The sequence below is a fragment of the Virgisporangium aliadipatigenens genome (assembly GCF_016863615.1).
GTDB lineage: Bacteria > Actinomycetota > Actinomycetes > Mycobacteriales > Micromonosporaceae > Virgisporangium > Virgisporangium aliadipatigenens.
Genome location: NZ_BOPF01000020.1, coordinates 162,546 through 188,818 on the forward strand (window position 1 = coordinate 162,546; position 26,273 = coordinate 188,818).

The 26,273-nt window shown below is 72.9% G+C and carries 25 protein-coding genes; 12 read left to right on the forward strand and 13 right to left on the reverse strand.

Annotated features, from left to right (window positions below; all coding sequences use genetic code 11):
- Nucleotides 1–24: 24 nt before the first annotated feature.
- From Val02_RS26265 to Val02_RS48280, 3 genes are all read left to right on the forward strand, one after another.
- A complete protein-coding gene (locus Val02_RS26265; RefSeq protein WP_203901879.1) occupies nt 25–1,002 on the forward strand; it encodes an SDR family oxidoreductase in 978 nt (325 codons plus the stop codon).
- A gap of 75 nt (nt 1,003–1,077) precedes the next feature.
- Nucleotides 1,078–1,599, forward strand: a complete 522-nt coding sequence (locus tag Val02_RS26270) for a hypothetical protein (RefSeq protein ID WP_203901880.1) — start codon at nt 1,078–1,080, stop codon at nt 1,597–1,599.
- Between the two features lie 176 nt (nt 1,600–1,775).
- The gene (locus Val02_RS48280; RefSeq protein WP_275415612.1) at nt 1,776–1,901 is read left to right on the forward strand and encodes a hypothetical protein; all 126 of its coding nucleotides are present in this window, start codon (nt 1,776–1,778) and stop codon (nt 1,899–1,901) included.
- Between the two features lie 3 nt (nt 1,902–1,904).
- Here the strand turns inward: Val02_RS48280 and Val02_RS26275 are convergent, their stop codons facing one another.
- The 5 genes from Val02_RS26275 to Val02_RS26295 all read right to left on the reverse strand — a co-directional run bounded on the left by Val02_RS26275 (nt 1,905) and on the right by Val02_RS26295 (nt 8,818).
- Entirely contained in the window at nt 1,905–3,905 is a 2,001-nt protein-coding gene (locus Val02_RS26275; RefSeq protein WP_203901881.1) for a phosphocholine-specific phospholipase C, read from the reverse strand.
- A gap of 25 nt (nt 3,906–3,930) precedes the next feature.
- Entirely contained in the window at nt 3,931–4,686 is a 756-nt protein-coding gene (locus Val02_RS26280) for a GNAT family N-acetyltransferase (protein ID WP_203901882.1), read from the reverse strand.
- Between the two features lie 4 nt (nt 4,687–4,690).
- Nucleotides 4,691–5,614 carry an RNA polymerase sigma factor gene (locus Val02_RS26285; protein ID WP_203901883.1) on the reverse strand — a complete coding sequence of 308 codons (924 nt, stop codon included), beginning with the start codon at nt 5,612–5,614 and terminating at the stop codon, nt 4,691–4,693.
- A gap of 47 nt (nt 5,615–5,661) precedes the next feature.
- A complete protein-coding gene (locus Val02_RS26290; protein WP_203901884.1) occupies nt 5,662–7,515 on the reverse strand; it encodes a tetratricopeptide repeat protein in 1,854 nt (617 codons plus the stop codon).
- Nucleotides 7,516–7,636: 121 nt separating this feature from the next.
- On the reverse strand, nt 7,637–8,818 hold the full coding sequence (locus Val02_RS26295) for a S8 family peptidase (protein ID WP_203901885.1): 1,182 nt from the start codon (nt 8,816–8,818) through the stop codon (nt 7,637–7,639).
- Between the two features lie 363 nt (nt 8,819–9,181).
- Between Val02_RS26295 and Val02_RS26300 the strand changes: the two genes are divergently transcribed.
- On the forward strand, nt 9,182–9,769 hold the full coding sequence (locus Val02_RS26300; RefSeq protein ID WP_203901886.1) for a type II toxin-antitoxin system antitoxin SocA domain-containing protein: 588 nt from the start codon (nt 9,182–9,184) through the stop codon (nt 9,767–9,769).
- 84 nt (nt 9,770–9,853) lie between these two features.
- Nucleotides 9,854–10,351: a Fic/DOC family protein gene (locus Val02_RS26305; protein WP_203901887.1), complete on the forward strand. Its 498-nt coding sequence runs from the start codon at nt 9,854–9,856 to the stop codon at nt 10,349–10,351.
- A 45-nt stretch (nt 10,352–10,396) separates the two neighbouring features.
- On the opposite strand, the gene Val02_RS26310 is transcribed toward Val02_RS26305, so the two are convergent.
- A complete protein-coding gene (locus tag Val02_RS26310; RefSeq protein ID WP_203901888.1) occupies nt 10,397–10,834 on the reverse strand; it encodes a hypothetical protein in 438 nt (145 codons plus the stop codon).
- Between the two features lie 9 nt (nt 10,835–10,843).
- On the reverse strand, nt 10,844–11,275 hold the full coding sequence (locus Val02_RS26315) for an Lrp/AsnC family transcriptional regulator (RefSeq protein WP_203901889.1): 432 nt from the start codon (nt 11,273–11,275) through the stop codon (nt 10,844–10,846).
- 79 nt (nt 11,276–11,354) lie between these two features.
- Between Val02_RS26315 and Val02_RS26320 the strand changes: the two genes are divergently transcribed.
- From Val02_RS26320 to Val02_RS26345, 6 genes are all read left to right on the forward strand, one after another.
- Nucleotides 11,355–12,458, forward strand: coding sequence for a thiamine pyrophosphate-dependent dehydrogenase E1 component subunit alpha (locus tag Val02_RS26320; RefSeq protein ID WP_373317948.1), 1,104 nt, complete (start codon nt 11,355–11,357; stop codon nt 12,456–12,458).
- Entirely contained in the window at nt 12,455–13,441 is a 987-nt protein-coding gene (locus tag Val02_RS26325) for an alpha-ketoacid dehydrogenase subunit beta (protein WP_203901891.1), read from the forward strand. The genes Val02_RS26320 and Val02_RS26325 overlap by 4 nt, the downstream gene beginning before the upstream one ends.
- Entirely contained in the window at nt 13,434–14,861 is a 1,428-nt protein-coding gene (locus Val02_RS26330) for a dihydrolipoamide acetyltransferase family protein (protein ID WP_203901892.1), read from the forward strand. The genes Val02_RS26325 and Val02_RS26330 overlap by 8 nt, the downstream gene beginning before the upstream one ends.
- Nucleotides 14,862–14,914: 53 nt before the next feature.
- Entirely contained in the window at nt 14,915–16,024 is a 1,110-nt protein-coding gene (locus Val02_RS26335; protein ID WP_203901893.1) for an alpha/beta hydrolase, read from the forward strand.
- Nucleotides 16,025–16,029: 5 nt separating this feature from the next.
- Nucleotides 16,030–17,550: an acetolactate synthase large subunit gene (locus Val02_RS26340; RefSeq protein WP_203901894.1), complete on the forward strand. Its 1,521-nt coding sequence runs from the start codon at nt 16,030–16,032 to the stop codon at nt 17,548–17,550.
- Nucleotides 17,551–17,693: 143 nt separating this feature from the next.
- Nucleotides 17,694–18,158 (forward strand): ATP-binding protein, encoded by a 465-nt coding sequence (locus Val02_RS26345; RefSeq protein WP_203901895.1) that lies wholly within the window; start codon nt 17,694–17,696, stop codon nt 18,156–18,158.
- Between the two features lie 46 nt (nt 18,159–18,204).
- Here the strand turns inward: Val02_RS26345 and Val02_RS26350 are convergent, their stop codons facing one another.
- Complete coding sequence (locus tag Val02_RS26350; protein ID WP_203901896.1) at nt 18,205–20,388, reverse strand: S8 family serine peptidase; 2,184 nt, start codon at nt 20,386–20,388, stop codon at nt 18,205–18,207.
- A gap of 284 nt (nt 20,389–20,672) precedes the next feature.
- Entirely contained in the window at nt 20,673–21,602 is a 930-nt protein-coding gene (locus Val02_RS26355) for a LysR family transcriptional regulator (protein WP_203901897.1), read from the reverse strand.
- A gap of 72 nt (nt 21,603–21,674) precedes the next feature.
- Here Val02_RS26355 and Val02_RS26360 point away from each other — a divergent pair, with 72 nt between their 5' ends.
- Nucleotides 21,675–22,622 carry a DMT family transporter gene (locus Val02_RS26360; RefSeq protein ID WP_203901898.1) on the forward strand — a complete coding sequence of 316 codons (948 nt, stop codon included), beginning with the start codon at nt 21,675–21,677 and terminating at the stop codon, nt 22,620–22,622.
- Here Val02_RS26360 and Val02_RS26365 read toward each other — a convergent pair.
- Genes Val02_RS26365 through Val02_RS26380 form a run of 4 tightly spaced genes read right to left on the reverse strand, consistent with a single transcriptional unit; the run spans nt 22,556 to nt 26,260 of the window.
- Nucleotides 22,556–24,115 carry an alpha/beta fold hydrolase gene (locus tag Val02_RS26365; protein ID WP_203901899.1) on the reverse strand — a complete coding sequence of 520 codons (1,560 nt, stop codon included), beginning with the start codon at nt 24,113–24,115 and terminating at the stop codon, nt 22,556–22,558. The two genes, Val02_RS26360 and Val02_RS26365, sit on opposite strands and share 67 nt — an antisense overlap.
- A gap of 29 nt (nt 24,116–24,144) precedes the next feature.
- Nucleotides 24,145–25,209, reverse strand: coding sequence for a hypothetical protein (locus Val02_RS26370; protein WP_203901900.1), 1,065 nt, complete (start codon nt 25,207–25,209; stop codon nt 24,145–24,147).
- A gap of 12 nt (nt 25,210–25,221) precedes the next feature.
- Nucleotides 25,222–25,734, reverse strand: coding sequence for an RNA polymerase sigma factor (locus Val02_RS26375; protein WP_203901901.1), 513 nt, complete (start codon nt 25,732–25,734; stop codon nt 25,222–25,224).
- A 1-nt stretch (nt 25,735) separates the two neighbouring features.
- Nucleotides 25,736–26,260, reverse strand: coding sequence for a hypothetical protein (locus Val02_RS26380; protein WP_203901902.1), 525 nt, complete (start codon nt 26,258–26,260; stop codon nt 25,736–25,738).
- Nucleotides 26,261–26,273 lie beyond the last annotated feature (13 nt).

Sequence of the window (26,273 nt, forward strand, 5' to 3'; positions counted from 1 at the left end):
GAGGCATGCCCTAACGTGGGGGCCATGCGGGTTCTGTTCATCGGCGGTACCGGAGTCATCTCCTCGGCGTGTGCCCGGCTGGCGCTGGAGCGCGGCATCGAGCTGTCCGTGCTCAACCGCAGCGGCTCGGCCGTCCCGGGCGCCACCGCGCTGCGGGGCGACATCCGCGACGCCGCGTCGGCCCGCGCGGCGCTGGGCGACCGGGAGTTCGACGCCGTCGTCGAGTTCGTGGCGTTCACCCCGGAACACGTCCGGGCCGACGTCGACCTGTTCCGCGGGCGCACCGGGCAGTACGTCTTCATCAGCTCCGCCTCGGCCTACCAGAAGCCGGTGGCGCGGCTGCCGATCACCGAGTCGACGCCGCTGCGCAACCCGTTCTGGCAGTACTCGCGGGACAAGATCGCGTGTGAGGACCTGCTGACGCGGGCCTACCGGGAGGACGGCTTCCCGGTGACGATCGTGCGCCCGTCGCACACCTACGACCGGACCCGCATCCCGTTCCAGGGGCGCTGGACGTGGCTCGACCGGCTGCGCCAGGGCCGCGAGGTCATCGTGCACGGCGACGGCACCTCGCTGTGGACGATCACGCACCAGGACGACTTCGCGAAGGGGTTCGTGCCCCTGCTCGGACACGGGCGCACGCTCGGTGAGGCGTTCCACATCACCTCCGACGAGGCGCTCACCTGGGACCAGATCGCCCGCACCTTCGCCGCCGTCCTGCGGGTCGAGCCGCGCATCGTGCACGTGACGTCGGACGCCATCGCCGCGGCCGACCCCGAGTGGGGCGAGAAGCTGCTCGGCGACAAGGCGCACTCGACCGTCCTGGACAACAGCAAGCTGCGCTCGGTCGTGCCGGACTTCGTGGCGACGATCCCGTTCGAGCAGGGGGCGCGGGAGATCGTCGAGTGGTACCTCGCGGACTCGGCCCGGCAGGTCGTCGACGAGAAGTTCGACGCGCTGATGGATCGCCTCATCGCAGCATCACGCTCAGTGAGCGTCTGATCGTCGGGCGGCCGGGGTCGGCTTCCGGCCGTCCGACCCGTGGGCAGCGGCACTGACCTGCGATAAAACCTCTGCATGCGTAAAGCTCTGACGGTAGCGGCCTGCGCCGCGGCGTTCCTGATGGCGGCTCCGGCTACTGCCGGTCACGCGGCCGACACGACGCCCTCCCCCTCGTCCGCCTCCCCATACGACGCGGTCATCGGCACGGGCACGCTCGGCCAGTTCGGTACGCCGACCGCTTACCTCGGCGCCACCGGCACCCGGATCGGCGACCTCGGCGCGTACACCATCACCTACCCGGACGGCACGTACGCCATCGGTTCGATCACCTGCGTCGCCGTGGAGAGCAACGTCGCCTACGTCACCGGCCGGGTGGCGCTGTCCGGCGGCCCGCGCAAGACGACGAACAACTGGAACAAGGGCACGTTCATCGTCATCGGGGTCGAGGACAACGGCAACGGCGGCGCGACCGAGGCGCCCGACCGGCTGAACTTCTCGAAGGGGCTCGCCACCGACCCGGGCTGCGCGCCGAACCTGCTTGCGCGGCCGGACTTCCAGATCGTCAAGGGCAACTACTGGGTCCGCGACGGCGGCTGATCCCGGGCGACGAAATCGTGCCGCCGCGGCCCACTGTGATCGCGGCGGCACGTTTCGTGTTGCCGGATTCCGGCAATGCTGAAGAGGTTGATTCAGCCTGCCGCCGACCTGTCGCGTCGCCGGCCCGACCGGACATCCTCGACGGAGACCGGTTACCCGACGGGGAGGAGAGGTCGATGGAAGCCTTCATGGCCGGGCGCGCGAACGCGCCCGGCCGACTCAAGCGGATCATCTTCGGCGTGCTGGGAACCCTGGCGTTCGCCTTCTGCGCACTGGCGGTCGTGGTCACCGCCCTCGGCTAGGCCCTAGACCAGTCCCCCCATGGCGGGGTCGCTGATGCTCTCCGCGCCGTCCTCCAGGTGCCCCGCGTAGCGGAACAGCTCGTCGGCGGCCGTCAGCGTCAGGTCGTACCAGCCCTTCACCCGGGCCGTGGAGAAGCGTTCGGTGCGGGTCCCGCCGGGGCGCAGCGGGACGCGGGTGGTCCGCGACGTGTAACGGTCCACAATGGACACCTCGACGCGCTTCCCGCTGCGGTTGCGGATCTCCAGGACCACGTCGCGGCGCTCGTAGCGGGCCCGCACCTCGATCGTCGCGCGGGACACGAACCGGCGGTGGAAGCCGTTCGGGCCGTAGACGGAGAGGTCCCCGTCGAAGGTGTCGCGCAGGCGCCTGCCCGGCTCGACGGTGTAGGTGCGCGGCGGCCCGGCGGAACGGACGTGGAAGACCGCGGCGGCCGTTCCGGAGTTGGCCAGTTCCAGGGTGAACGCGCCGTCGGCGTGCAGCGTGTACGGGAGCGCGCGGGCGGGCCGGACGCCCTTCTCCTGTGCGGGCAGCCGCGGGTCGGCCGGCGGAACGGGCACCTCGTCGGGCCGGCGGGTCAGGTCGGCGGGTTTCAGGTCGTCGGTGTCGGGCAGCCGCACCGGATGCGCCCGGTTGGGGGTGCGGAAGTCGAACGCGCTCGTCAGGTCGCCGACGACGGCGCGGCGCCACGGGGTGATGTTCGACTCGACGAGGTCCGGCCGCCCGGTGGCGAACCGCGCCTCCAGGAAGCGGATCAGCGACGTGTGGTCGAACACCTGCGAGTTGACGTAGCCGCCCCGGGTCCACGGCGAGACGACGATCATCGGCACCCGAACACCCAGACCGTACGGCCCGGCGGAGTGCGCGGCGTCACCGGGGAAGATCTCGTCCGTGGTGTCCACTGTGGACAGGCCCTGGGCGCGCGAGCGCGGCGGGGTCGGCGGCACCAGATGGTCGAAGAAGCCGCCCTCCTCGTCGTACGTGACGAACAGCGCCATCCGGCTCCACACCGCCGGGTTCGACGCGAGGATGTCGACGACCTGCGACAGATACCAGGCGCCGTAGCCGGGCTCCCAGTTCGGGTGCTCGGTGTAGGCCTCCGGCGCGACGATCCACGAGACCGCGGGGAGTCTGCCGGCGGCCACGTCGGCGCGGAAATCGGCGAGCAGCCGTTCCGGGGCGCGGCCCTGCGTGTTCACCTCGGTGCCGGTCTTCGCGCGGTCGGCGAGCGGCTGACCGGCGACGGCGTTCCGGTACTGATGGAAGTAGAGCAGCGAGTTGTCGCCGTAGTTGCCGATGAACGGGTCCCGCGTCCAGCCCCAGGAGCCCTGTGCCGTCAGGCCGAGGCCCACGTCCTGGTAGATCTTCCAGGGGATGCCGGCGCGTTCGAGGCGTTCGGGGTAGGTGGACCAGTCGTAGCCGGCCTCGGCGTTGGTGATGACCGGGCCGCCGCCGGTGCCGTCGTTGCCGACCCAGCCGCTCCACATGTGGTACCGGTTGGGGTCGGTCGGGCCGAGCAGCGAGCAGAAGTAGTTGTCGCAGACGGTGAACGCGTCGGCCAGCGCGAAGTGGTACGGCAGGTCGCGACGCGTGTGGTGGGTCATCGTCGTGACGCCCTTGTTCGGCACCCAGCGGTCGTGGTTGCCGTCGTTCCACGCGGCGTGCGTGTCGTTCCAGCCGTGCGGCGGGTCCGGGAGGAACGTCTGCCCCAGATCCCGGACCGGCGGCCGGAACGGCAGGACGCCGTCCTGGTGCCACACGCTCTGCCCGGACGGGAGCGTCACCGGGTGCGGGTCGGCGAAGCCGCGCACGCCACGCATGGTGCCGAAGTAGTGGTCGAACGACCGGTTCTCCTGCATGAGGAAGACGACGTGCTCGACGTCGCGGATCGAGCCGGAACGGTTGTTCGCCGGGATCGCCAGCGCCCTGTCCAGGTCGGGCAGGGCACCGGCGACCGCCGGCACACCGAGCATCTGCAGAAAGGCGCGGCGGTCGATATTCGTCACGGCTGCGGACTCTAGGCCCGCGACGTTAGGGCAGGCGGAACAGTTGGTAGCGCCCCACCGTCTCGAAGCCGACCCTCCGGTACACGGGTTCGCCCTCGCTGCCCGCCTGCAGGGTGGCGAGGCGCCGGCCGGACTCCCGGGTGATCCGCAGCGCCTCGAGCACGAGCGTGGTCGCGATGCCGCGCCGCCGGTGCTCCCGGGCGGTGGCGATGTTGTACAGCCCTCCGACGTCGGTGCGCAGCGACAGCAGGCAGGCGCCGACGATGCGGCCGTCGACCACGCCGGCGAGGCGCACGAAGTCCGGGCCGTCCAGTTCCAGTTCGCGCTCGACGATGGGCCGCTGATCGCCGGTGAAGCCCATCTGGGTGGAGACCAGGGCGACGAACTCCTCCGTCTGGGCGCGGCCTTCCACCCGCTGGATCTTCAGGTCGTCGGGCGGCGCGGAGGGCGCGGACGGCGCGGCGTTCGTCACGTCGATGCCCATGATCGACATGTAGGTGAGGTGCTCGGCGCCGTGCGCCAGCAGGCCCTCGGCGGTGCCCGGGTCGCTGTCGGCGGCGACCCACCAGGCCCAGCGCGCGCCGTCGAGCCGCCGCTTCGCCTCCCCGATCGCCTCCGGGAGCGGCCGGTCGCGGAGGCGCAGCACGCCGTTGAACAGGGGTTGGGTGATGCCGGTGCGGTAGATCGGCAGCGCCGAGTCGGGACCGACGCCGGACCGGTCCCAGGAGGCCCAGTAGTGGCGGTTCGCCGCGAGGTGCGGTTCGAGATCGTGCAGGTTCATGCCCTCAGGACACGCGCCGGTCGGTGGAAGTTCGGTCGGCGTAGATGAGGCGTACGTCACGCACCAGGCCGTCCCGCTCGCGCAGCAGCCACGTGGCGGCGGGCGGGCAGTGCTCGGGATCCTCGGGCGGGTTGACGAAGTCGTTCTCCCAGACGGTCACGTCGGGGCCGACCACGACGCCGGTCACCCGGTAGGTGACGCCGTCGGCGTAGTCGAGCGCGGCGGCCCCCAGCAGGGCGCCGATGCCGCGCGTGCGCCGCCCGCCGGACCAGTCCATGGCCACGTCGTCGGCCCAGCGGTCGTAGACGGTCGGGTCCGGGCCGAGCCCGGAAAGGACCGACGCGGCCTCCGCGTACCGTTCGCTCGCGAGGGCCCCCGCGCAGCCGTACCGGTCGTTCTCCGTTTCCGGGAGAACATCCGTGAGCTGCCGCCGCGCTTCACTGAGTCGACTGCGCACGGTACCCACCGGGATGCCGCACAGTGCGGCGATCTGCTCGTAGGAGTTGCGTTCGGTGAACCAGCGCAGCATCGCCACCTGGCGCACGGCCGGCGACAGCCGGCCCACGGCGTGCCGGATCCAGTCCCGCTGGACGCTGCGCTCGATGCGTTCGGCCGGCCCGTCGTGCGGGTCCTCGAGGGCCGCGAAGTCCAGGCCGGACGGGACGGCGGGCCGCTTGCGGAGGCTGTTGCGGCAGGTGTTGCGCACGATGGCGTGCAGCCACGGCCGAACGGCCGCCGGGTCGCGCAGCTCGCCGATGCGCGTGAGCGCGACGACCGCGGCGTCCTGGCAGGCGTCCTCGGCGTCCGGGCCGTGGCCGAGGATCCCGTGCGCCACGGCGCGCATGCCCGCGTAGTGCTGGGCGAACAGCAGCGCGAAGCCGTGCGGGTCGCCGTTCTGGGCGGCGCGGGTCTCGTCGACGAGCAGCATGACCGAAGGCTACCCAGGGGCGGCCGGGATGCCGGCGGGGCGTTCGCTCAGGCGGGGATGCCGTCGCGGAGAAAACCGGCGGCGTGCTCGTTGCCGTGCTCGGCGAAGAAGTCCGCGATGTCGCCGATCGCCTCGGCACCGTCGCGTTCGACCGCCATGCGCAGGTGGTCGGCGGCCTGGCCGGTGTCGCCGCGTTCGTGCAGCAGCGCCGCCAACAGCGCGTGCGCGACGTCGACCCCGCCGTCGATGGCCTGCCGGCAGTCCTCCTCCGCCTCCTCCAGTTCGCCGCGCCGGGCGTGCAGCAGGCCGAGGCTGCCCAGCGCGTCCACGTGGCCCGCGTCGACGGCCCGACGGAAGAGCCCCTCGGCGCGCTCCAGGTCACCCGACTCGAACGTCAGCTCCCCGAGCCCCACCAGCGCCCCGGTGTCACCGGAACGGATCGCGCGCCGGTACCAGTCCGCGGCCTCGCGGGTGTGCCCGCCGATCCACTCGCGCAGCCCCAGCAGGCCCATCGCGTCGGTGTTGCCGGCGTCGGCCGCGCGCCGGTACAGCGCCTCGGCGGCCGCCGTCTCGCCGCGTTCGGCCAGCAGCATGCCGAGCGTGACCATCGCGCCGTCGTCGCCGGCGTCGACCGCGCGGCGGTAGCACTCCTCGGCGCGTTCGAGCTCGCCGAGATCGGCGTGCAGGGAGCCGAGCGGGAGCAGGCCGCTGCGGTGGCCGTGTTCGATCGCCAGCTGGTACGCCGTCTGCGCGCCCGGCACGTCCCCGCTCGCGGCCCGCACGTGCCCCACGTCCAGCCACGCCTCGGTGCAACCGGCGCCGGCCGCCTGCCGGTACAGCGTCTCCGCCTCGTGCAGCGCGCCGGCCGTCTCCAGGTTGTACGCCCGGCTGATCCACACGTTGATCGCGCGCGCGGTCAGGTCGGTCCCGCCGGGCGGTTCCGGCCCGACGGCGGCGGTCGGCTCGGCGACGTCCTCCTCGGCGGCGTGCTCCAGCAGAAGATCGGCCAGGTCGAGCGAGTGGGTGCGCCAGTTCAGGGCGGGGCCCTTGCGCATCTCGTCGAGGTGCAGCCGGCGGGCCGCCTCGACCACCCCGTCGGCGTCCAGCAGCCGCGACAGCGCCGGTGCGCCGGCGACGTCCAGGCACAGCACCCCGTGTTCGGCGCGCGACGCGTGGGCCCACGGCACCCGCTCCTGGAACCGCTCGACGGTCCCCCACCGCGCGATGACGGTGGGCAGGTCGACGTGCACGGTGATCGGCGTGCGGGCGGCGTCCCCGTCGGCCGCACCCACCCGCAGCGTCTCCGTCGCGTGCACCGAGACGCTCAGCAGGTCCGGTCCGGTGCCCACGGTCCAGTAGTGCAGCTCCGTGCGCCGCGGGAACGGGATGGTGCCCAGCACGTAGCGCCGCAGCACCGGCACCAGTCCGGCGAGGTCCGGGCGGCCGTCCTCGGCACCGGTGTGCACCGGCGGCGCGGAGGCGAGCCAGCGCTCCTGTTCGACCGGTGGGACGAGGTGGTCGAAGTCGCTCGCGCCCAGCCGGCCGGCGGCGTGCACCACGTGGCGCAGCCGCAGGTCGCCGTCCTCGAGCCGCCGGATCAGGGCGCGTTCGGCCTCGTCCAACTCCGCGCGCGGCACCCGCCAGAACAGCACCTCGACGATGTCGGCGTAGGTGTCGCGATGCGCGGCGAACCGCACCACCACATCGACGGCCTGGCCCACGTAGTACTCGCCGTCGGCGAAGACGAGCACGTAGATCCCGCACCGCCCGCGGCTCCTCGACACCAGGTGCGCGAGGGTGCGCAGGCCGCCGACGGCGAGCCGTTCGACCGTCGCGCCGGGATCGAGCGCGGTGATCTCCCGGATGACGTCAGAGGTGCTCGAACACGCCGGTTCCGCCATGACGCGACACTAGCCACGGCTCCGGCGGGGCCGGTTCATTCCACGCCGTTTGCACCCGAACGGCGCGAGCGCCGGCACCCGTGGGGGTGACCGACGCTCGCGCATCCGGGGAGGAGGGTGATCAGAACGTGGTGATGTTGAGCAGCTTGTTCGGCGAGCCCTTCGGGTCCGTCACCTTCCCGGCGGTGGCGCCGTTGACGAGGGCGTCGCGCACCTGGGCCGGGGTGGCGGTCGGGTGGCCCGACAGGTACACGGCGATCGCGCCGGCGACGTGCGGGGTGGCCATCGAGGTGCCGGACATCTTGCCGGTGGAGGTGGTGGAGTTCCTGGTCGAGGAGAGGATGCCCACGCCGGGGGCGAACAGGTCGACGCACGAGCCGTAGTTGGAGAACGAGGCGCGGCGGTCGGCGCTGTCGGTGGCGCCCACGGTGATCGCCTCGGCGGTGCGGGCCGGGGAGACGGTGCAGGCGTTCTTGTTCTCGTTGCCGGCGGCGACGGCGTAGGTGATCCCGGCCGCGATCGACTTCTTGACGGCCGCGTCGAGGGCGGCGGAGGTGGTGCCGCCGAGGGACATGTTCACGACGGCCGGCTTCTTGGCGTTCTTGGTGACCCAGTCGACCCCGGCGATGATGGCCGAGTAGGAGCCCGAACCCTGGCAGTTCAGCACCCGCACGGCGACGATCTTCGCGGCCTTCGCCACGCCGTAGGTGCTGCCGGCGACGGTTCCGGCGACGTGGGTGCCGTGGCCCTGGCAGTCGCCGGCGTCGGCGTCCTTGTCGATGAAGTCGTAGCCGCTGGTGGCGCGGCCGGCGAACTCCGCGTGGTTGAGGCGCACGCCGGTGTCGACGACGTAGGCGGTCACGTTCGCGGCGGTGTTCGGGTAGGTGTAGGCGCCGGTCAGGGGCAGGTTCGGCTGGTCGATGCGGTCCAGGCCCCAGGTGGCGCCGGCCTGGGTGGCGGCGGCGGTCAGGGCCACCTGGCGGTCCTGCTCGACACCGGCGACGGCCGGATCGGCGGCCAGCCGCTTCGCGGCCTTCTCCGACAGGGTGGCGGTGAAGCCGGTGGCCAGCTCGGTGTCGACCGTGGCGCCGAAGCGGGCGGCCAACGCGCGGCCGCCGGTGACGCCGTCCTTCAGCGTCACGATGTAGGAGTCCTTGATGGCGCCTGCCGCGTTGGCGTTCGCGATCGCACCCTCGGCCGGGGCGGCCTGTGCGGCGCCGGCGCCCACGAACAGGGCGACGATCGCGGCGGTGCCGGCGACGACGAGGGACTTGACGGCGAGGTGTGCGGCAGAGGTACGCATGCCGAGAAGATTGCGGAGGCTCGAGAGCGCCCCCGGGACCCGACCGGTTGCCGCCCGGTAGCCCACCCCCCGAAGACCCCACACAACCGCTCTGAGCTGCGAAAACAGTCCGGTTGCCGGTCGGTTGCGGCACTCGCGCAGCCGGGGGGTGGATCTTGACGGGCGGTAGCTCATGCGGGTTTTTCCGCCCGCTGACCTACATACCCGACCGCCCGTCAAGATCGCCGATCCACTCCCAGCCGGTCGAACATGCGTCCTATCGGCGCGGGTTGTGCACGGTAGGATCGGTGGATCGGGCGACACGCCGAAGACCGGCCCGGTCGATCATGGCGGCTGTCCTACTCTTCGACGGGAGGAGGTGCCATGTCCAACGTGCACGATGTCGCCGCCGCCGTGCTTCAACGCCTGGGTCCGATGACCGCGATGAAGCTGGAGAAGCTGGTCTATTACTGCCAGTGCTGGCACCTCGCGCACCATCGCACCCGTCTGTTTCCGGAAACCATCGAGGCGTGGCGGCAGGGGCCCGTTGTGCCGGAGCTGTACCGCCGGCATCGGGGTCAGTACTCGATTTCCACGTGGCCGCAGGGCAGCCAGGAGACATTGGCGGCGGACGAGGTAGCCACCGTCGACTGGGTCGTCGCGCGGTACGGCGATTTCACGCCGGTCGAGCTGTCCCGCATGACGCACAACGAGTTGCCGTGGCGGGCCGCTCGCGGGGCGTTGCCGGACAGTGCCGGTAGCGACGAGCCGATCCGCACCGACATCATCGAGATGTTCTACTCGCGGCAGGTCGCCGACGTCGAAACCGCCGTCGCGCACGCGGTGTCCAATGCGGCGCTGGAAGGTGCAGACTTCGACGCGGACTGGCAGGAGCGGCTGCGGGACGTGGCTTCCGGAGAAAAGAGCGCCGACGAGCTCGTCGCCGAAGAGATCGCGCGCTTCAAGAGCTGAGTCGTGACCGATCCCTACTGCTGGCCCGGTAGTACGTGCCTGCGAAATCGCCTCGGCATCCGCGACTCCGGCAGCCTTGCCGCGGTGGAGTTGCGGATCGTCGCCGTGCGCGACGTCGAGATCGCCCGCACGACCGTCCCGGGTGACTACAACCTGGCCCACTACAAGGCATTCCACCGGTTCCTGTTTCGTGACGTGTACGAGTGGGCGGGCGAGTCACGGACGGTGGACATCGCCAAACCGGGATCGATGTTCTGCCACTGGCGATACGTCGACGACGAGGTGAGTTCCGTGCTCGCGCAATTGATGCGCGACGGACACCTCATCGGGTACAGCCTCGAGGGCTTTCTGGAGCGCCTCGCCAACTACTACGGCGAACTCAACGCCCGGCATGCGTTCCGGGAGGGCAACGGCCGGGCGACGCGCGCGTTTCTGAGGCAGCTCGCCGCCGCGGCCGGTTTCCTCCTCGATTGGTCGGAGCTCGACCCGGACGCCAACATCGAGGCGTGTCGGGTCAACCTGGCGACGGCGGAGACGGCACCGCTCATCAAGGTGTTGCGACCCGTCGTACGTCGGATCTAGCAGGGGCGACGACGCGGTGGGCGGGACCGCGCGGGCCGGCGGTGGTCAGTCGAGGAGCCAGGTCTGCAGCTGCCCGCCGTACGGGCTCAGCAGGAGCACCGCGACGGCCGCGCATCCCACCGTGCCGGCCACGAGCCGGATCGACGCCCGCCGGTCTCCGGTGCGCAGGGTCGGCTTCAGGGCCGGCAGGCCGACCAGCGCGCCCAGTACCGCCAGCGGCAGGCCGAACAGCATCGTCCCCACCATGCTGAGCCCGAACACCCAGGTCAGCGGGTTGAGCAGCGAGGAGGGGCCGACCGGCGGGACGTAGGCCTTCGGGTCGCCGTAGCGCTCCAGCCCGGGATCGGCGAGGCCGGCCCAGTCGCCGGTGCGCGCGGCGGCGCTCAGCAGCACCCCGAACCCGCCGATCAGCACCATGAGGATCACGAAGGCCTGCGCCCACGACAAGATCCGCACGCGGCGAGTGCGCACCAGGGTATCCATCGACGCAACCTACAACAGTTCGTCGAAGATGAGTTCGGTCTCGGTGGAACGGACCTCCGGCATCCCCTGCAGCCGGTCGAGGACCAGCTCCCGCAGCGACGCGGCGTCCCGCGTGCGCACCAGCAGCACCAGGTCGTGCGCGCCCGACACCAGCGCCGCGTGCTCCACCTCCGGGATGGCGAGGATGCGGGTGCGCACCTCCTTCCAGGAGTGCTGGGTGATGTTCACGTAGACGTAGGCGGCGAGGCCGTGGCCGAGCCGGTGCGGGTCCACGGTGGCGGTGTAGCCGGTGATGACGCCGTCGCGTTCGAGGCGCTGGACGCGGGCGTAGACGTTGGCGCGCGAGATGTGCAGGGTCGCGGCGAGGGTGCGCATCGACAGGCGGCCGTCCGCCCGCAGGGCCTCCACGATGCGCCGATCCGTCTCGTCCAGCGGAGCCATTCGTCGCCTCCCATGCTCTGGACGTTCGACCGCGAAAAAGGGCGACCGGCGACCACCTGTCTCCGAATCTAACCGTGACCTGGACCGCTGGCCAGGAAAGACCGAGGATCGCAGGCATCCCGGCGCGGAAGGACCTCCCGTGACCACACTCGATGCGCTGCTGCCCACCGCGGAGCCGCTCGGCCTGATCGACGCCGAGGGCAACGCCCTCGGCGGTGACCTGCCGCCCGACGAGATCCTGCTCGAGCTGTACCGGCGGATGGTCGTCGGCCGGCGCTTCGACGCGCAGGCGACCGCCCTCACCAAGCAGGGCCGCCTCGCCGTCTACCCGTCCTCGCGCGGCCAGGAGGCGTGCCAGATCGGCGCCGTCCTGGCGATGCGCGAGCAGGACTGGCTCTTCCCGACCTACCGCGACTCGGTGGCGATCGTGTCGCGCGCCGTGCCGCCGGCCGAGGTGCTGTCGCTGCTGCGCGGCGAGTGGCACTGCGGCTACGACCCGCACGCGCACCGGGTGGCCCCGCAGTGCACCCCGCTCGCCACGAACACCCTGCACGCCGTCGGCCTCGCGCACGCCGCCCGGCTCAAGGGCGAGGACACGGTCGCGGTGGTGCTGCTCGGCGACGGCGCCACCAGCGAGGGCGACACCCACGAGGCGCTGAACTTCGCGGCCGTCTGGAAGGCGCCCGTCGTGTTCCTGGTGCAGAACAACGGTTACGCGATCAGCGTTCCGCTGTCGAAGCAGACCGCCGCGCCGTCGCTGGCGTACAAGGGCGTCGGGTACGGGATGCGTTCGATGCTGGTCGACGGGAACGACGCCGCGATGGTGTACACGGCTGTCAAACAGGCGATCGCGAGCGACGGGCCGACGCTCATCGAGGCGCTCACGTACCGGATCGAGGCGCACACCAACGCCGACGACGCCACCCGCTACCGGCCGTCGGACGAGGTGCAGCGGTGGCTCGGCCGCGACCCGATCGCCCGCCTGGAAACCTACCTGCGGGCCCGGCGACTCCTGGACGACGCGGCCGCCGAAAGGCTCACCGCCGAGGCGGAGGAACGAGCGGCGGCCGTCCGCGAGGAGATGAACAGGGACGTCGAGGTCGACCCCGCCGAACTCTTCGCCCACGTCTACGCGACGCCGACGCCCGCCCTCGTGGCGCAGCGGAAGGAGTTGGAGTCATGACGGAGCCGGTCTCGATGGCGGGTGCGCTCAACGCCGCCCTCGCCGACGCGCTCTCCGACGACCCCCGCGTGCTGGTCTTCGGCGAGGACGTCGGCGCGCTCGGCGGCGTCTTCCGGATCACCGACGGGCTGGCCGCGAAGTTCGGGGACGAGCGGGTGTTCGACACGCCGCTGGCCGAGTCCGGGATCGTCGGCACCGCCATCGGCATGGCCATGAACGGGCTCGTCCCCGTCGTGGAGATGCAGTTCGACGCGTTCGCATATCCGGCGTTCGAGCAGATCACGAGCCATCTGGCGAAGCTGCGCAACCGCACCCGGGGCCGGGTCGGGCTGCCGGTCGTCGTGCGCGTGCCCTACGGCGGCGGGATCGGCGGGGTCGAGCACCACAGCGACTCCTCCGAGGCGTACTACACGCACACGCCGGGGCTGCGGGTCGTCACGCCGGGCACGCCCGCCGACGCGTACCGGCTGCTGCGCCAGGCGATCGCCTGCCCCGACCCGGTCATCTTCCTCGAACCGAAGCGGCGCTACTGGGCCAAGGAGACCGCCGTGCTGTCGGCCGACGGGCCGGCCATCGACCGGGCCGTGGTGCGGCGCACCGGCAACGACGTGACGCTGATCGCCTACGGGGGCACGGTCGCCACCGCGCTGGAGGCCGCCGAGGCCGCCGTCGAGGAGGACTGGGACGTCGAGGTGGTGGACCTGCGGAGCCTGTCGCCGTTCGACGACGAGACCGTCACCGCATCCGTGCGGCGCACCGGCCGCGTGGTCGTGGTGCACGAGGCGTCGCGCTTCACCGGCTACGGCGCCGAGGTCGTCGCGCGGCTGCAGGAGCAGTGCTTCCACTACCTGCAGGCGCCGATCCTGCGGGTCGCCGGCCTCGACATCCCTTATCCCCCACCGAAACTGGAGCAGCACCACCTGCCCACCGTCGACCGCATCCTCGACGCGGTCGCCCGCCTGCAGTGGGACGACAATGCCTGACTTTCTGCTGCCCGACCTCGGCGAGGGGCTCGAGGACGCGGAGGTCCTCACGTGGCTGGTGCGGGTGGGTGACAAAGTGCGCGTGGACCAGCCGGTGGTCGAGGTCGAGACCGCCAAGGCCGCCGTCGAGGTCCCGGTTCCTTTCGAGGGAACCGTCACCAGGTTGCACGCTCAGCCCGGCACGGTACTGCGCGTGGGATCCCCACTGATCAGCGTGTCGGAACCGGCCGTGGCGGCCTCTCCCGAACCCGGGGTGGGTCTTCGCGAGCCCGGGGTGGAGACCAGCGGCAACGTCCTTGTGGGCTACGGCACGACTGAGGAGGTCCACAGTGGACGGCGCCGCCGGGGTGGCCGTCGCAGGGTGCCCGCCTCCTCGTCCCCGGCCGCCGCTGCGGCTGCGCACGCCGCTGTCCTGCCGGGGCCGCACGCGGCCGCCGCGCGCGGGCCGATCAGGGTGATCTCGCCGCTGGTGCGCAAGCTGGCCCGCGACGCCGGGCTGGATCTGCGCACCGTCGCCGGCACCGGCCCGGACGGGCTGATCCGCCGCGCCGACGTGGAGGGCGCGCTCGCGGGTGTCTCACCGGCGCCCGCGCTCGGCACCTCCGCTTCCCCGGCGCCCGCGCTCGGCGTCTCGGTTTCCCAGGCGCCCGCGCTCGGTGGGTCAGGGTCGCCCGCGCTCGGCGGCTCGTCGGCGCCCGCGCTCGGCGCTGTGCCCTCGCCCGCGCTCGGCGCTCCGGGAGCGGGCACGCCCGGTGGGGAGCGGCGGATCCCGTTGCGTGGCGTGCGGCGCGCGGCGGCCGAGAAGCTGGCCCGCTCGCGGCGGGAGATCCCCGAGGCGACCGTGTGGGTCGACGTCGACGCGACCGACTTCCTGGCCGCCCGCGCCGTGCTGGGCGTGAGCGTCGTGGCGCTGCTGGCCCGGTTCGCGCTGGTGGGGCTGCGCCGGTACCCCGAACTCAACGCCCGCATCGACGGCGACGAGATCGTCATCCCGGAGCACGTGCACCTCGGCTTCGCCGCCCAGACCGAACGCGGCCTCGTGGTGCCGGTCGTCCGCGACGCGCACCGGATGTCCACCCGCGAACTGTCGACCGCGCTGGCCGCCCGCACGGACGCGGCCAGGGCGGGCACCCTCTCCCCCGCCGACCTGAGCGGCGGCACGTTCACCGTCAACAACTACGGCGTCTTCGGCGTCGACGGTTCGGCCGCCATCATCAACCACCCCGAGGTCGCCATCCTCGGCATGGGCCGCCTCATCGACCGCCCGTGGGTCGTCGACGGAACGCTCACCGTGCGCAAGGTCGGGCAGCTCACCCTGGCGTTCGACCACCGGGTGTGTGACGGCGGGGTGGCCGGTGGCTTCCTGAGACACGTCGCCGACCGCGTGGAGTCCCCGGTGTCGGCGCTCGGCGATCTGTGAACCCCCGGGGCGCCCTAACAAGATCCTGAATATTGGCCCGTAGCGTTCCGTCGATGTTCTCCAAGAGAATCCTCGCGGTCGCGGCGGCGGGCTGCGCGGCGCTGGCCGGCTTCGCGGTGACGCCGTTCGCCGAGGCGGCCACCGGGCGTGCGGTGACGGCGCTGACCTACGACCTGGGCGACACGGCGTTCCCGATCCCGGACAGCGACGGCGCGGCCGAACTGCGCGGCGTCGTGCGGTTCCCGAGCCGGCTGCCCGCGGGCAAGCTGCCGCTGGTGCTGCTCCTGCACGGGCAGAACCGTTCCTGCGCGCTGACGGAGGGCGACGCCACCTGGCCGTGCCCGGCGGGCGTGCCGGAGTTCCCCAGTTACCGGGGCTACGACTACCTGGGCGAGGCGCTGGCGCGCGACGGGTTCGTGGTGGTGTCGATCGCGGCCGGCGGCATCAACCACTTCATGGGCGTCTCGCCGCAACGCGCCGCGCTGATCAACAAGCACCTGGCCCTCTGGGAACGCTTCACCAGCACCGGCGGCGGCGACCTCGCCGGCCGGTTCACCGACCTGGCCACCGGCCGCGCCGCGAAGCCGCCGCTGCGCGGGCACGTCGACCTGACGCGGGTCGGCACGCTGGGCCACTCGGTCGCCGGTGAGGGCGTGATGCGGCACGCGTCCGACAAGTACCGCGGCGACTGGCCGCCCGGGGTGCGGGTGCGCGGCGTGGTGCCGATCGCGTCCCGGTACTTCAACTACGACAACATCGACGACGACGGGGTCAGCCCGGATCGGGACGTCTCCGGGGTGCTGGTGACGGGCATGCCGTTCGCGGTCGTCTCGGCCACCTGCTGGGGCTCGGGCGACGAGGCCTACTTCCGCAACGCGCGGGGGCGTACGCAGCAGCCGGCGTTCCTGGTGCGGCTGGTCGCCGGCAACCACAACCACTTCAACACGGTGTGGTCCGACGCGACGGACTTCCCGAACGGCGACGACTCCACCTGCCCGGCCGACCCGCGCCGGCCCTCCGCGCAGGCGCAGCGTGACTTCGCGGTGACGTACCTGCGGGCGTTCTACCGGATGGCCCTGAAGGGCGACCACTCCGGCGAGCCGGTGCTGACCGGTGCACGTTCCGTCCCCGGAGTGAACACGGAGCACGAACACCTACCCTGATCTTGATGAGTGAGCTGACCGGTGCGCAGGCGTTGGTGCGCACGCTGATCGACAGCGACGTGACGGTGTGCTTCGCCAACCCGGGCACCTCCGAGATGCACTTCGTCGCGGCGCTCGACGACCTGCCGGCGATGCGCGGCGTGCTGTGCCTGTTCGAGGGGGTGGCGACCGGGGCCGCCGACGGCTACGCGCGGATGGCCGGGCGTCCGGCCGCCACGCTCCTGCACCTCGGGCCCGGCCTGGCCAACGGCCTCGCCAACCTGCACAACGCCCGCCGCGCGCACACCCCGCTGGTCAACGTCATCGGCGATCACGCGCTGGCGCACAAGCCGCTGGACTCGCTGCTGGAGTCCGACATCGACGCGCTCGCCGGCACGGTCTCGGCGTGGGTGCGCCGGCCGGCGACCGTCGGGGACGTGGGCCGCGACGCCGCCGAGGCGGTCGCGGCGGCGCGGGCCGGCGGGATCGCCACGCTGATCGTGCCGGCCGACGTGTCGTGGTCGGTCGGCGCCCCCGTGGGCCCGCCGGTCCCGGTCGCTGCCCCGCCGGTCCCGTCCCTGGACTTCTTTCCGGGGGAACGCTGTGCGCTGCTGCTCGACGGCGATGCGCTCACCGAGCGGGGGTTGCGCGCCGCGGGCCGGATCGCCGCCGCGACGGGCGCGCGGGTGTTCTCCCGCGGGTGGCCGGCCCGGCAGCGGCGCGGCGCGGGCGTTCCCGCCACGGAGCCGCTGGCGTACCGGGGCGAGCAGGTCACCGCGCAGCTCGACGGGGTGCGCGACCTGGTGCTGGTGGGCGCGCGGACGCCGGTGACGTCGTTCGCGTATCCGGGGAAGCCGGGGGAACCGACCCCGGCCGGCACGCGGGTGCACACGCTCGCCCCGGAAGGCTCGCTCGCGGCGGCCGTCGCGTTGGAGGCGTGGGCGGATCTCGTGGCCCCCGCCACCGAGCCGGTGCTGGCGCCGTTCGCGCCGCCGCCGCTCCCCCACGGCCCGTTGGACGCACGCAACTGGGCGGCCGTGATCGGTGCGCTGCTGCCCGCGGAGGCGATCCTCGTCGACGAGTCGGTGACCGGTGCCGCCGCGCTGCAGGCCGCCACCGCACAGGCCGCCCCGCACGACTTCCTGGCGCTCACCGGCCTCGCGATCGGTCAGGGCCTGCCCTCCGCCGCCGGGGCCGCGATCGCCTGCCCCGACCGCCCGGTGGTCTGTGTGCAGGCCGACGGGAGCGCCATGTACACGATCTCCGCCCTGTGGACGATGGCCCGCGAACGCCTGGACGTCACCACCGTCGTCCTCAACAACCGTTCCTACGCGATCCTGCGCGCCGAACTGGAACGCACCGGCGCGGCGACGGGCGCGGCTGCCGCCCTCATGGACCTCTCCGATCCGGACCTCGACTTCGTCGCGCTCGCCGCCGGGATGGGCGTGCCCGCCACCAGGGCCCGCACCGCCGAGGAACTGGCCCGGCACTTCGCCGACGCGTTGCGCGAACCGGGGCCGCACCTCATCGAGGCCGTCATCGCCTGACAATCGGCTTGCCGGTACCGGGATGATCGGACGGTGGTGAACAGAACGGCCGCCGTCGCGGCCATGCGGGTGGCGCCGCTGTACGCGATCGTGGCCGGGCGGGTCGGGCTCGACGCCGTACCGTCCACATAGGACGGGCCGGGATGGACGGGCCGCGACTGGTCGTCCTGGTCGGCCTGCCGGCGTCGGGCAAGAGCACGTTCTACGCCCGGCACCTCGCGCCGACCCACCTGCACATCAGCAAGGACAACTGGCCGAACGCCCGCCGCCGCGACGCCCGCCAGCGACGGCTGGTCCGCGACGCGCTGGCCGCCGGATCCGCCGTGGCGCTCGACAACACCAACGCCTCGGTCGCCGAACGGGCACCGCTGATCGCGATCGCGCGGGCCGCCGGGGCCGAGGTGTTCGGCTACTGGTTCCCGCCGGACCTGCCGGGGACGTTGCGCCGCAACGCCGTTCGCGAGGGGCGCGCCCGGGTGCCCGACGTCGGCGTGTACGCCACCCTCGGGCGGCTGGTGCGGCCGGCGGTCGACGAGGGATTCGACGGGCTGTACGAGGTGACCCTCGACGGTGCGGGCGGGTTCCGGGTCACTGCCATGTCCACATAGGACGGTGGACCCGGCGCCCTGGGGTGCGCCGGGTCCACGCCCCGAATCAGAGGGTCAGTTTCCAGCCGTCGATGGTGCCCTCGTTGCCCCAGAAGTAGTCGCGCACGCGCAGTTTCCAGACACCGTTCGCGGGTTTACCGGAGAAGTTCACGATGAAGGTCAGGTAGACGTTCGGGATTCCCTGGCCGTTGAACCCCTGCAGCTCGATCTCCTCGCCGTCGGGCGCCACGAGGGAGACGGAGACGTCCCGCGCCCACGTGTGCGAGACGCGCACCTCCACGTACACCTCCCCGGACGCCGCCCGGTCGCAGCCGCGCACCGTGATCGGGGAGTCCGCGGTGCCCTCGTCCGGGATCTTCACCCGGGTCGTGGAGAGTCCGCCGCAGACCGGCACCGGCAGGTTCTGGCCGGCGACGTTCAGGGTCCACGAGTCCAGGTAACCGCCGCCCATCGGGCCGTAGTCGGAGACGCGCAGCTTCCAGGTGCCGTTCGCCTGCTCCGACGACAGGTCGTAGGAGAACGTGTAATCGAGGTCGCGCGCCTCCCAGCCGGTGCGCGCGAGCAGCGCGTAGGCCGTCCCGTCGGGGGCGATCAGGTCGAGATTCAGGTCGGCCAGGTAGTCGTGCGGCAGGTGCACCTCGATCGTGCTGTTGCGGGCGGCGGTGCCCGCGCAGCCGCTGATGGTCACCGGCACCTCGAGGATGTTGCCCAGCGGCAGTGCGGTGTCGGTGGCGTTCCCCCCGATACAACCGGGTGCGCCGACCACCGTGAGGCGGTAGAGGGCCTGGCGGGTCGCGCCGACGCCGGTGCCCAGCACCGCGACCGTGAACGTGCCGGCGGGCGTCGTGTCGGCGGTGGCGATGGTCAGCGTGGAACCGCCGTCGGATCCGATCGTCGCCGGCGCGAACGACGCCGTCGCACCGGGCGGGAGGCCGACGGCGGAGAGCCGCACCTGCTGCGGCGCGCCCCTCGTGACCGTGCCGCCGACCGCGACGGTGAGGCTGCCACCGGCCCGGACGCTCCCGGCTGCGGGCGCGGCCGCCAGCGTGAAGTCGTCTTCCGGCGTCACCGGGTCGACGTAGAGGAGCCGGTTGGACGAACCGGTACCGGGGTCCTTCACGGCCTCGCGCGTGCTGTCGGCGAGCAGTTCGCCGGTGACCTCCGCCGGCGTGTACGTGGGATGGTCGGCGAGGATCAGCGCCGCCGCGCCGGCCACGTGCGGCGACGCCATGGAGGTGCCGGAGGCCGTGCGCACGGCCGTGTCGCTGGTGTGGCCGGCCGACACGATGTCGGTGCCCGGCGCGAAGACGTCGACGCACGAGCCGATGTTGCTGAACGGCGCCCGGGTGTCGTCCGGCCGGGTCGCGGCGACGGTGATCGCGTTCGGGGTGTTGGCGGGCGAACGGGTGCAGGCGTCGGCGCCGTTCTCGTTGCCGGCGGCGACCGCGTAGGTGACGCCGTCGGCGATCGAGTTGGTGACCGCGCGCACCAGCGGGTCCCACGCGCCGCCGCCGAGGCTCATGTTCGCCACGGCCGGCTGGCCCGGGGTGTGGTCGGCGGTCACCCAGTCGACGCCGCCGATGACGGTGCCGATGGTGCCCTGGCCCTGGCAGCCGAGCACCCGCACGGCGACGATCTGGACGTTCTTGGCGACGCCGTAGGTGTTGCCGCCGAGCGTGCCGGCCACGTGCGTGCCGTGCCCCTCGCAGTCGGAGGCGTCGGGGTCGTTGTCCATGATGTCGAACCCGGAGACCGCCCGGCCCCCGAAGTCGCTGTGCGTCAGGCGCACACCGGTGTCGATGACGTACGCGCGCACCGCCGTCCGCACGCTCGGATAGGTGAACGAGCCGTCCAGCGGCAGTGTGCGCTGGTCCACGCGGTCGAGGCCCCACGACGGCACGGGCGCCTGAACGTCCACTGTGGACACCGTGTGGTTCTGCGTGACGGACACGACGGCCGGGTCGGCGGCGAGCCGCTTCGCGGCGGACTCCGACAGTTCCGCCTCGAACCCGTGCAGCGCGTGGCGGTACGTGCGGGTGACGGTGCCGCCGTAGGCAGCCGCGACGGCGGCGGTGGCCTTCTCGTGCAGCACCACGATGTACGAACCGCCGATCGCGGTCGGGCCGCCGGCGGCGAGCACGGTGCCCTCCGGCGGTGCGGCGGGTGCGGGAGCCGGGACGGCCAACGCCAGCAGCGCGCCCAGCAGTAGGGCCTTTCTTGCGGATGCCATGCGGACTTCCTCCCCAGGACTCGATGAACGGGACATCGATGGCCGTATCTACGTTCGAACGTCGCCCGGGGGATTGCGGCCGGGGAGAATTCGGCGCGGTGACGAAAAAGTCTCGGGGTCAGTCGCGCAGTGTGCCGCCCGTGCCGTCGGCGAAGCGCGGGTCGCCGACGTACGGCGACGCCCGTGGGGCGGCGCTCCGTCTCCGCGGCGACGGTCGTGCGGCGGCTCCTTTGTCTCAGCGGCGACAGCAGTGCGGCGGCTCAGCGCCTGTCTCGGCGGCGACGTCAGTGGAGCGGCTCAGCGCCAATCTCGGCGGCGACGTCAGTGAGGGCCGCCAGGAACGCGGTGAGCGCCGGAGCGGGCGGGCCGTCCCGCGTGACGACCATCAGGCGGCGCATCAGCCGCGTGCCGGCGATGTCCCGCACGGCCACCGTGGGGTCGTTCGCCGGCATCGCCAGCGGTGGCAGCAGGGCGACGGCCGCGCCGATGCGGATGAGTTCGAGTTGGACGTCGGCGTCGTTGGAGCGGTGGCGCACGTCCGGCTCGTAGCCGCCGAGCGAACGGCACGTCCCGATCACCGCCGCCTGGTGGCCGGTGCCCTCGTCGGAGGTGGCCCAGGGTTCGTCCCGCAGGGCGGCGATCGCGACCGGCCCGCCGGCGCGCGCCAGGGGATGCCCGGCCGCCAGCACCACCTTGAGCGGTTCCTCGTGCAGGGGCGCGAACGTCAGGCCGGCCGGGCGCGGACGCGGGTGGCCGTCGTACTCGTCGCTGACCACCACGTCGACGGCGCCGAGCCGCAGGCCGGGCAGGGCCTGTTCGAGCTCCAGTTCGTCGATCTCCACGCGGACCCGGGGATGGGCGGCCGTCACGCGGGCCAGCGCGGGCACCAGGATGCGGCGGGCCGCGGACTGGAGGCCTCCCGCGCGCACCGTGCCACGAACGTCGTCGCCGAGCGCCGCCAGGTCGGCGGTGGCCGTCTCGGCGGCCGCGAGCAGCAGGCGGGCGTGCCGGACGAGCAGGCGCCCGGCGTCGGTGAGCCGCACGCCGCGGCCGGCCTTCTCGAACAGGCGCGCGCCGACCTCCTTCTCCAGCAACGCCAGCTGCTGCGAGACCGCCGACGGGCTGTAGCCGAGGGCCGTGGCGACCGCGCCGAGCGTGCCGCGTTCCGCGAACTCCCGCAGGAACCGCAGCCGCCGCAGATCAAGCACGACCATGCAGAAATCCTAACGATTGTGCTCCACGAATCGTCGCTGGACCTGATGAGTCAGGCCGCCGATGCTCGAAGCATGGGTGCGTTCCTGTGTCTGCTCTCCGCCGCGTGCTTCGGCGTCATGGCCGTCTTCGGCAAGCTGGCGTTCGACGCCGGCGTCCCGCTCGACGCGCTGCTGCTGGTGCGGTTCACGCTGGCGGCCGCGATCCTCGTCCCGCTGGCGTCGGCGCGGCGGGATCCGATGCCGCGCGGGCGCCTGCTGGTGACGGCGTTCGGGCTCGGGGCCGTGGGCTACGCCGCGCAGGCGGGGCTCTTCTTCTCGGCGCTGCGCCGGATGGACGCCGCGCTGCTGTCGCTCGTGCTGTACACGTTCCCGATCTTCGTCACCGTCGGGGCGGTGCTGCTCGGCCGGGACCGGTTCACCGCCGGGCGGGTCGTCGCCCTGGTGGCCGCCTCCGGCGGCACGCTCCTCGTCCTGCTCGGCGCCGGCGCGGCGGCCGTCGACCCGTTCGGGGTGGTGCTCGGGTTCGGTGCGGCGCTGACGTACACGGCGTACATCCTGGTCGCCGACGGCACCGTGCGCCGGATCGCGCCGGTGCCGCTGGCCGCCCTCGTGATGAGCGGTGCCGCCGTGACCCTGTGGCTGCGGGCGCTGGGCACCGGCGGGGTGGGCCTCTCGTTCGGGGCGGCGGGGTGGCTGTGGCTGGGGTGCATCGCCGTCGTGTCGACCGTCGCGGCGATGCTGACCTTCTTCGCGGGCCTGCGGCGGGTCGGGCCGTCGAGCGCGGCCATCCTGTCGACGTTCGAACCCGTCGTCACCGTCGCGGCGGCGGCGGTCGTGCTCGGCGAGTCCCTGCGCCCGACGCAGTTCGCGGGCGGGGTGCTGGTGCTGGTGGCGGCGACCGTGGTGGCGTCCCGCCGGCCGGTGCGGGCCGACGGGACGACCGCTCGGGCGGATCAGGCCGGGATCGGCGCGTCGGTGCAGGTCGTGCCGGCCGGCGGCACGGTCAGCTCCAGCAGGTAGGCGTACATGTGCCCCTCGGCGCAGAGGCTCTTGCGTCGCGCGGTGTGGCCCTCGCCCTGCCAGGTGAGCAGGTGGCCGTTGACCAGGGTGTCGGCCAGCGTCACCGAGTCCTGGTACGGCGTGTCGGGGTCACCGGTGTTGCCGACGACGAGAACCGGGGCCGAGCCTCTCCCGTGGTAGGGCCCGGTGTACCGGCTCCGGCGTTCGGCCGGCCACCGCATGCAGGCCGGCGCGTGCGTCTGGTCGTAGGCGGGCGGGCCGTACGCCATGCCCGGGCCGGTCAGCGGCGCGTCGGCCGCGGCCCTGGCGAGCCTGGCCCGCAGGAGCGGCACGCTGTCCGGGTACACGCGGTCCGCGCACTCGACCGCGACGTTGGCCGCGTTGAACCGGGTGTCCGAGTCGGGGATCACGTACATCAGCGACCCGGTGCGCCCCTCGGCGGCACGCAGGTCCGCGCCGAGCGCCATCCACCGGCGGGTGCCGGAGTTGAGCCGGAACGTCAGCTCCGACAGCATCGTGGGCCCGTTGACGATCACCTTGCCGTCGGCGTCCCGGATCGGGTCCGCGTCGAGCGACGACATGATCGCCTTGATCCGCGCGGCCAGACTGTCCTTTGTGGACCCCGGCACCGCCGCCGCGAACTCGCACTGCGCCGGCGTCGCCGCGCACCAGTCGAGGAAGCGGAACATCGCCGACTCGGTCGAACGGTATTGCCCGTAGTCGTAGGCGTACGGGTCGAGCGCGTACCGCTGCGGGTCGTAGCCCGCGTCCAGGACCACGGCACGGGTGCGCTTCGGGAACAGGTTGAGGTACACCGTGCCCACGTAGGTGGCGTACGACTCGGCGAACAGGGTGATCTTCGGATCGCCGACGGCGGCGCGCAGCAGGTCCAGGTCGCGGGCCTGGTACTCGGCACCCACGTACGGCAGCAGCTCCCCGGAGTTGGCCTGGCAGGCCGCGTCGAACTCGGTCGCCAGCCGCAACGCGGTGTCGAACGACGAGGCGTTCGGCGTCGAGGACGTCTGCGCCCACTGCTCCCGGTAGGTCGGAGTGTCCACACAGGACAGTGTCGGGGTGCTGCGCTGCACGCCGCGCGCGTCGTACCCGACGATGTCGAACTTCTCGCGGATCTCCGCCGGCGAACTGGTCGCGTACGAGGAGACCCAGCCGTAGCCGGAGCCACCCGGCCCGCCCGCGTGCAGGAACAGCGTGCCGATCCGCTTGGCCGGGTCGGTCGAGGGTGCGCGCCGCAGTCGCAGCGTGACGGTGCCGAGCGCCGGGCGGCGGTAGTCGAGCGGGACCGGCGCCGCCGCGCACTGGTACGCGGCGTCGTCGGTGCAGGCGGCCCACGCCAGGGTCGGCACCGCCACGCCGGGCAGTCCGCCGGGCGGCGGGTCGGCCGGGCTCGCGGCGGCCGGGGTGACCGCGGCGATCGGGCCTGCCACGGCGACGATGAGGGCCGCCGCGGCACAGAGGACACGTGAACGGTTCATGGGCGAAACATACTCAAATCATCCGCACCTTACGTGCCCGTCTGGTCCGTGTGTCCGGATCTCAGGTACAGCGTGCAGCCGGCGACGGTGTCCTGCTCGTGGCTGACCTCGTCCCACATGAGCAGCACGCCGGTGCGGGGATCGAAGACGAGAACCTCCCGGGCCGTGTCGGTCTCCACACTGACCGCGATCCCGCCGCGACCCGCGCGGTCGGTCGTCTCGCCGCGCCAGGCGATCCCGGGCACGTCGGCGAGGATGCGCAGCATGCCGGCGCGGGCATCGCGGGCGACGGCGTAGTACCCGTACAGGTTGCGCAGCCCCCGCACCGGATCGCGGCCGACGAAGACCCGCAGCGCGGCCGGGTCGGTCGGCATCGTGCGCGTCGGTCCCGCGCGGCCGGCCGGCAGGTCGTCGTAGACCGGCGGCGGTGTGCCCGTCGGGGACGGCATCGGATGTTCGCGCCAGTAGCGTGCGGACTCCTCGTTGGGATACACGTCGGGGTGCACCGTGACGCGCAGCCGCCCCGAACCGTCGTCGGGCCGGTACCACAGCTCCTTCTCGGTCGGCGGGATCCGCTGCGAGGTGCCCCCGGGCCGGTCGTCGAAGACCGCGTTCCAGCCGAGGGTGTGGATGTAGGTGAACGGCCCGGAGGTGCCGTCGTAGGGCGCGTCGGCCAGCTGTCCGGCGAGCTCGCGGAGCCGGTCCCCGGCGGGCGGCGCGTGATCCTCGTACTGGAGCACGACCGGGCGGACCACCGGCCCGAGCTCGATGCGCGGCGGTGGCGGCAACGACGACGCGGGCAGCGGCGCCGACGGAGACGGAGAGCCGGACAGGGACGGGGACGACGGCGGCGCGCTCGACGGAGGCTGCGACTCCCGGCGGAGGAACGGATACGCCACCGCCGCCGCGACTCCCAACGCGACCGGCCCGAGGACCAGCCGACGGCCCACGCGGCGATCGAAGCGGCCGGGAGCGTGCGGCTCCCCCGTGCGGGCGATCAGGTCGGCGGCCGTCACCCGCGGCGGCGGAACGGGTGTGCCACGGGCCGGATCGGCCGGACCGAGCGCCGCCCGGATGCTGTCGATGTCTGGCATGGCGATGGTCCTTTACCTGCTGGGGATTGCTGCGGGGGCGGCCGTCGGACCGGCCAGTGCGCGGGTGAGGCGGCCACGGGCCCGGTGCAGGCGCACGGCGGCGGTCGGCCGGCTGCAGCCGAGCACCCGGGCGGCCTCGGCGAGCGTGAGCTGCTCCCAGCCGATGAGCTGGAGCAGTTCGCGGTCGGGATCGGAGAGGGTCGCGAGCGCGCGCCGAACGTCGGCGAGCCGGTCGGCGGCGGCGTGGTGATCGGCGCCGACCGTGGTCTCCTTGCCGGGCAGCGGCACCGGTGCCGGGCTCGCCCGCAGGCCGCGCCAGTGGTTGGCGAGCAGGCGCCGGGCCACCCCGTACAGCCAGGGCAGGCCCTGGTCGGGTACGTCGGCGCGGCGGCGCCAGGCGACGACGAAGACCTCCTGGGTGAGTTCGGCGACGGCGTCCGGGTCGGTCAGGCGGCGCATGGCGTAGCGGGAGACGTCCGGGTAGTGGTCGGTGTACAGGCGGGTGAACCAGTGTTCGTCGCGCATGTCACCGGTCCCCGTGGGCGCGGATGATCGTCTCCTCGACCGTCGCACCGAGGCTGTCGGTGGCGCGCGCCCGCACCGACATCGGTCCCGTCCCGGCGGGTGGGCGGGCCGTCCACGCCGTGCCGCAGGCGACGACGGGGGCGGGCAGCCAGTGCGCGCCGTCGTCGTAGGAGACCTCGACGGTCAGCTCGCTCAGCGCCGCCGGGCGCGCGTCGTCGAAGCCGGCCTCGCGCAGGGCCGTCACGTCGAACAGCCGCCGGTCGACCCGCCCGCCGGCGACCAGACCCAGGGCGTCGGCCGGCACGACGACCAGGTGCCCCCGCTCCACCCACGTGGCGAACGACATGCCCGCACGCCCCGCCCCGGGGCGGACGCTGACGCGTTCCCCCAGAACGATCCGGTCGCCGGTCACGAGCGTCACCGACGGGTCGGCGGGGACCGGGGCGGCGGCGCGGCCGAGGAGTGCGGGGAGGGCGCCGGCCAGGGCGGCGACCAGCACCACGGCGAGAGTGCGGTGTATGTACACACCTCTACTTGTG

Excerpts from the sequence above, each read along its gene's own strand:
- Val02_RS26265 (WP_203901879.1), top strand. The coding sequence starts at position 25 with ATGCGGGTTCTGTTCATCGGCGGTACCGGAGTCATCTCCTCGGCGTGT.
- Val02_RS26270 (WP_203901880.1), top strand. The coding sequence starts at position 1,078 with ATGCGTAAAGCTCTGACGGTAGCGGCCTGCGCCGCGGCGTTCCTGATG.
- Val02_RS48280 (WP_275415612.1), top strand. The coding sequence starts at position 1,776 with ATGGAAGCCTTCATGGCCGGGCGCGCGAACGCGCCCGGCCGACTCAAG.
- Val02_RS26280 (WP_203901882.1), bottom strand. The coding sequence starts at position 4,686 with ATGAACCTGCACGATCTCGAACCGCACCTCGCGGCGAACCGCCACTAC.
- Val02_RS26285 (WP_203901883.1), bottom strand. The coding sequence starts at position 5,614 with ATGCTGCTCGTCGACGAGACCCGCGCCGCCCAGAACGGCGACCCGCAC.
- Val02_RS26290 (WP_203901884.1), bottom strand. The coding sequence starts at position 7,515 with ATGGCGGAACCGGCGTGTTCGAGCACCTCTGACGTCATCCGGGAGATC.
- Val02_RS26295 (WP_203901885.1), bottom strand. The coding sequence starts at position 8,818 with ATGCGTACCTCTGCCGCACACCTCGCCGTCAAGTCCCTCGTCGTCGCC.
- Val02_RS26300 (WP_203901886.1), top strand. The coding sequence starts at position 9,182 with ATGTCCAACGTGCACGATGTCGCCGCCGCCGTGCTTCAACGCCTGGGT.
- Val02_RS26310 (WP_203901888.1), bottom strand. The coding sequence starts at position 10,834 with ATGGATACCCTGGTGCGCACTCGCCGCGTGCGGATCTTGTCGTGGGCG.
- Val02_RS26315 (WP_203901889.1), bottom strand. The coding sequence starts at position 11,275 with ATGGCTCCGCTGGACGAGACGGATCGGCGCATCGTGGAGGCCCTGCGG.
- Val02_RS26325 (WP_203901891.1), top strand. The coding sequence starts at position 12,455 with ATGACGGAGCCGGTCTCGATGGCGGGTGCGCTCAACGCCGCCCTCGCC.
- Val02_RS26330 (WP_203901892.1), top strand. The coding sequence starts at position 13,434 with ATGCCTGACTTTCTGCTGCCCGACCTCGGCGAGGGGCTCGAGGACGCG.
- Val02_RS26335 (WP_203901893.1), top strand. The coding sequence starts at position 14,915 with ATGTTCTCCAAGAGAATCCTCGCGGTCGCGGCGGCGGGCTGCGCGGCG.
- Val02_RS26340 (WP_203901894.1), top strand. The coding sequence starts at position 16,030 with ATGAGTGAGCTGACCGGTGCGCAGGCGTTGGTGCGCACGCTGATCGAC.
- Val02_RS26345 (WP_203901895.1), top strand. The coding sequence starts at position 17,694 with ATGGACGGGCCGCGACTGGTCGTCCTGGTCGGCCTGCCGGCGTCGGGC.
- Val02_RS26350 (WP_203901896.1), bottom strand. The coding sequence starts at position 20,388 with ATGGCATCCGCAAGAAAGGCCCTACTGCTGGGCGCGCTGCTGGCGTTG.
- Val02_RS26355 (WP_203901897.1), bottom strand. The coding sequence starts at position 21,602 with ATGGTCGTGCTTGATCTGCGGCGGCTGCGGTTCCTGCGGGAGTTCGCG.
- Val02_RS26360 (WP_203901898.1), top strand. The coding sequence starts at position 21,675 with ATGGGTGCGTTCCTGTGTCTGCTCTCCGCCGCGTGCTTCGGCGTCATG.
- Val02_RS26365 (WP_203901899.1), bottom strand. The coding sequence starts at position 24,115 with ATGAACCGTTCACGTGTCCTCTGTGCCGCGGCGGCCCTCATCGTCGCC.
- Val02_RS26370 (WP_203901900.1), bottom strand. The coding sequence starts at position 25,209 with ATGCCAGACATCGACAGCATCCGGGCGGCGCTCGGTCCGGCCGATCCG.
- Val02_RS26375 (WP_203901901.1), bottom strand. The coding sequence starts at position 25,734 with ATGCGCGACGAACACTGGTTCACCCGCCTGTACACCGACCACTACCCG.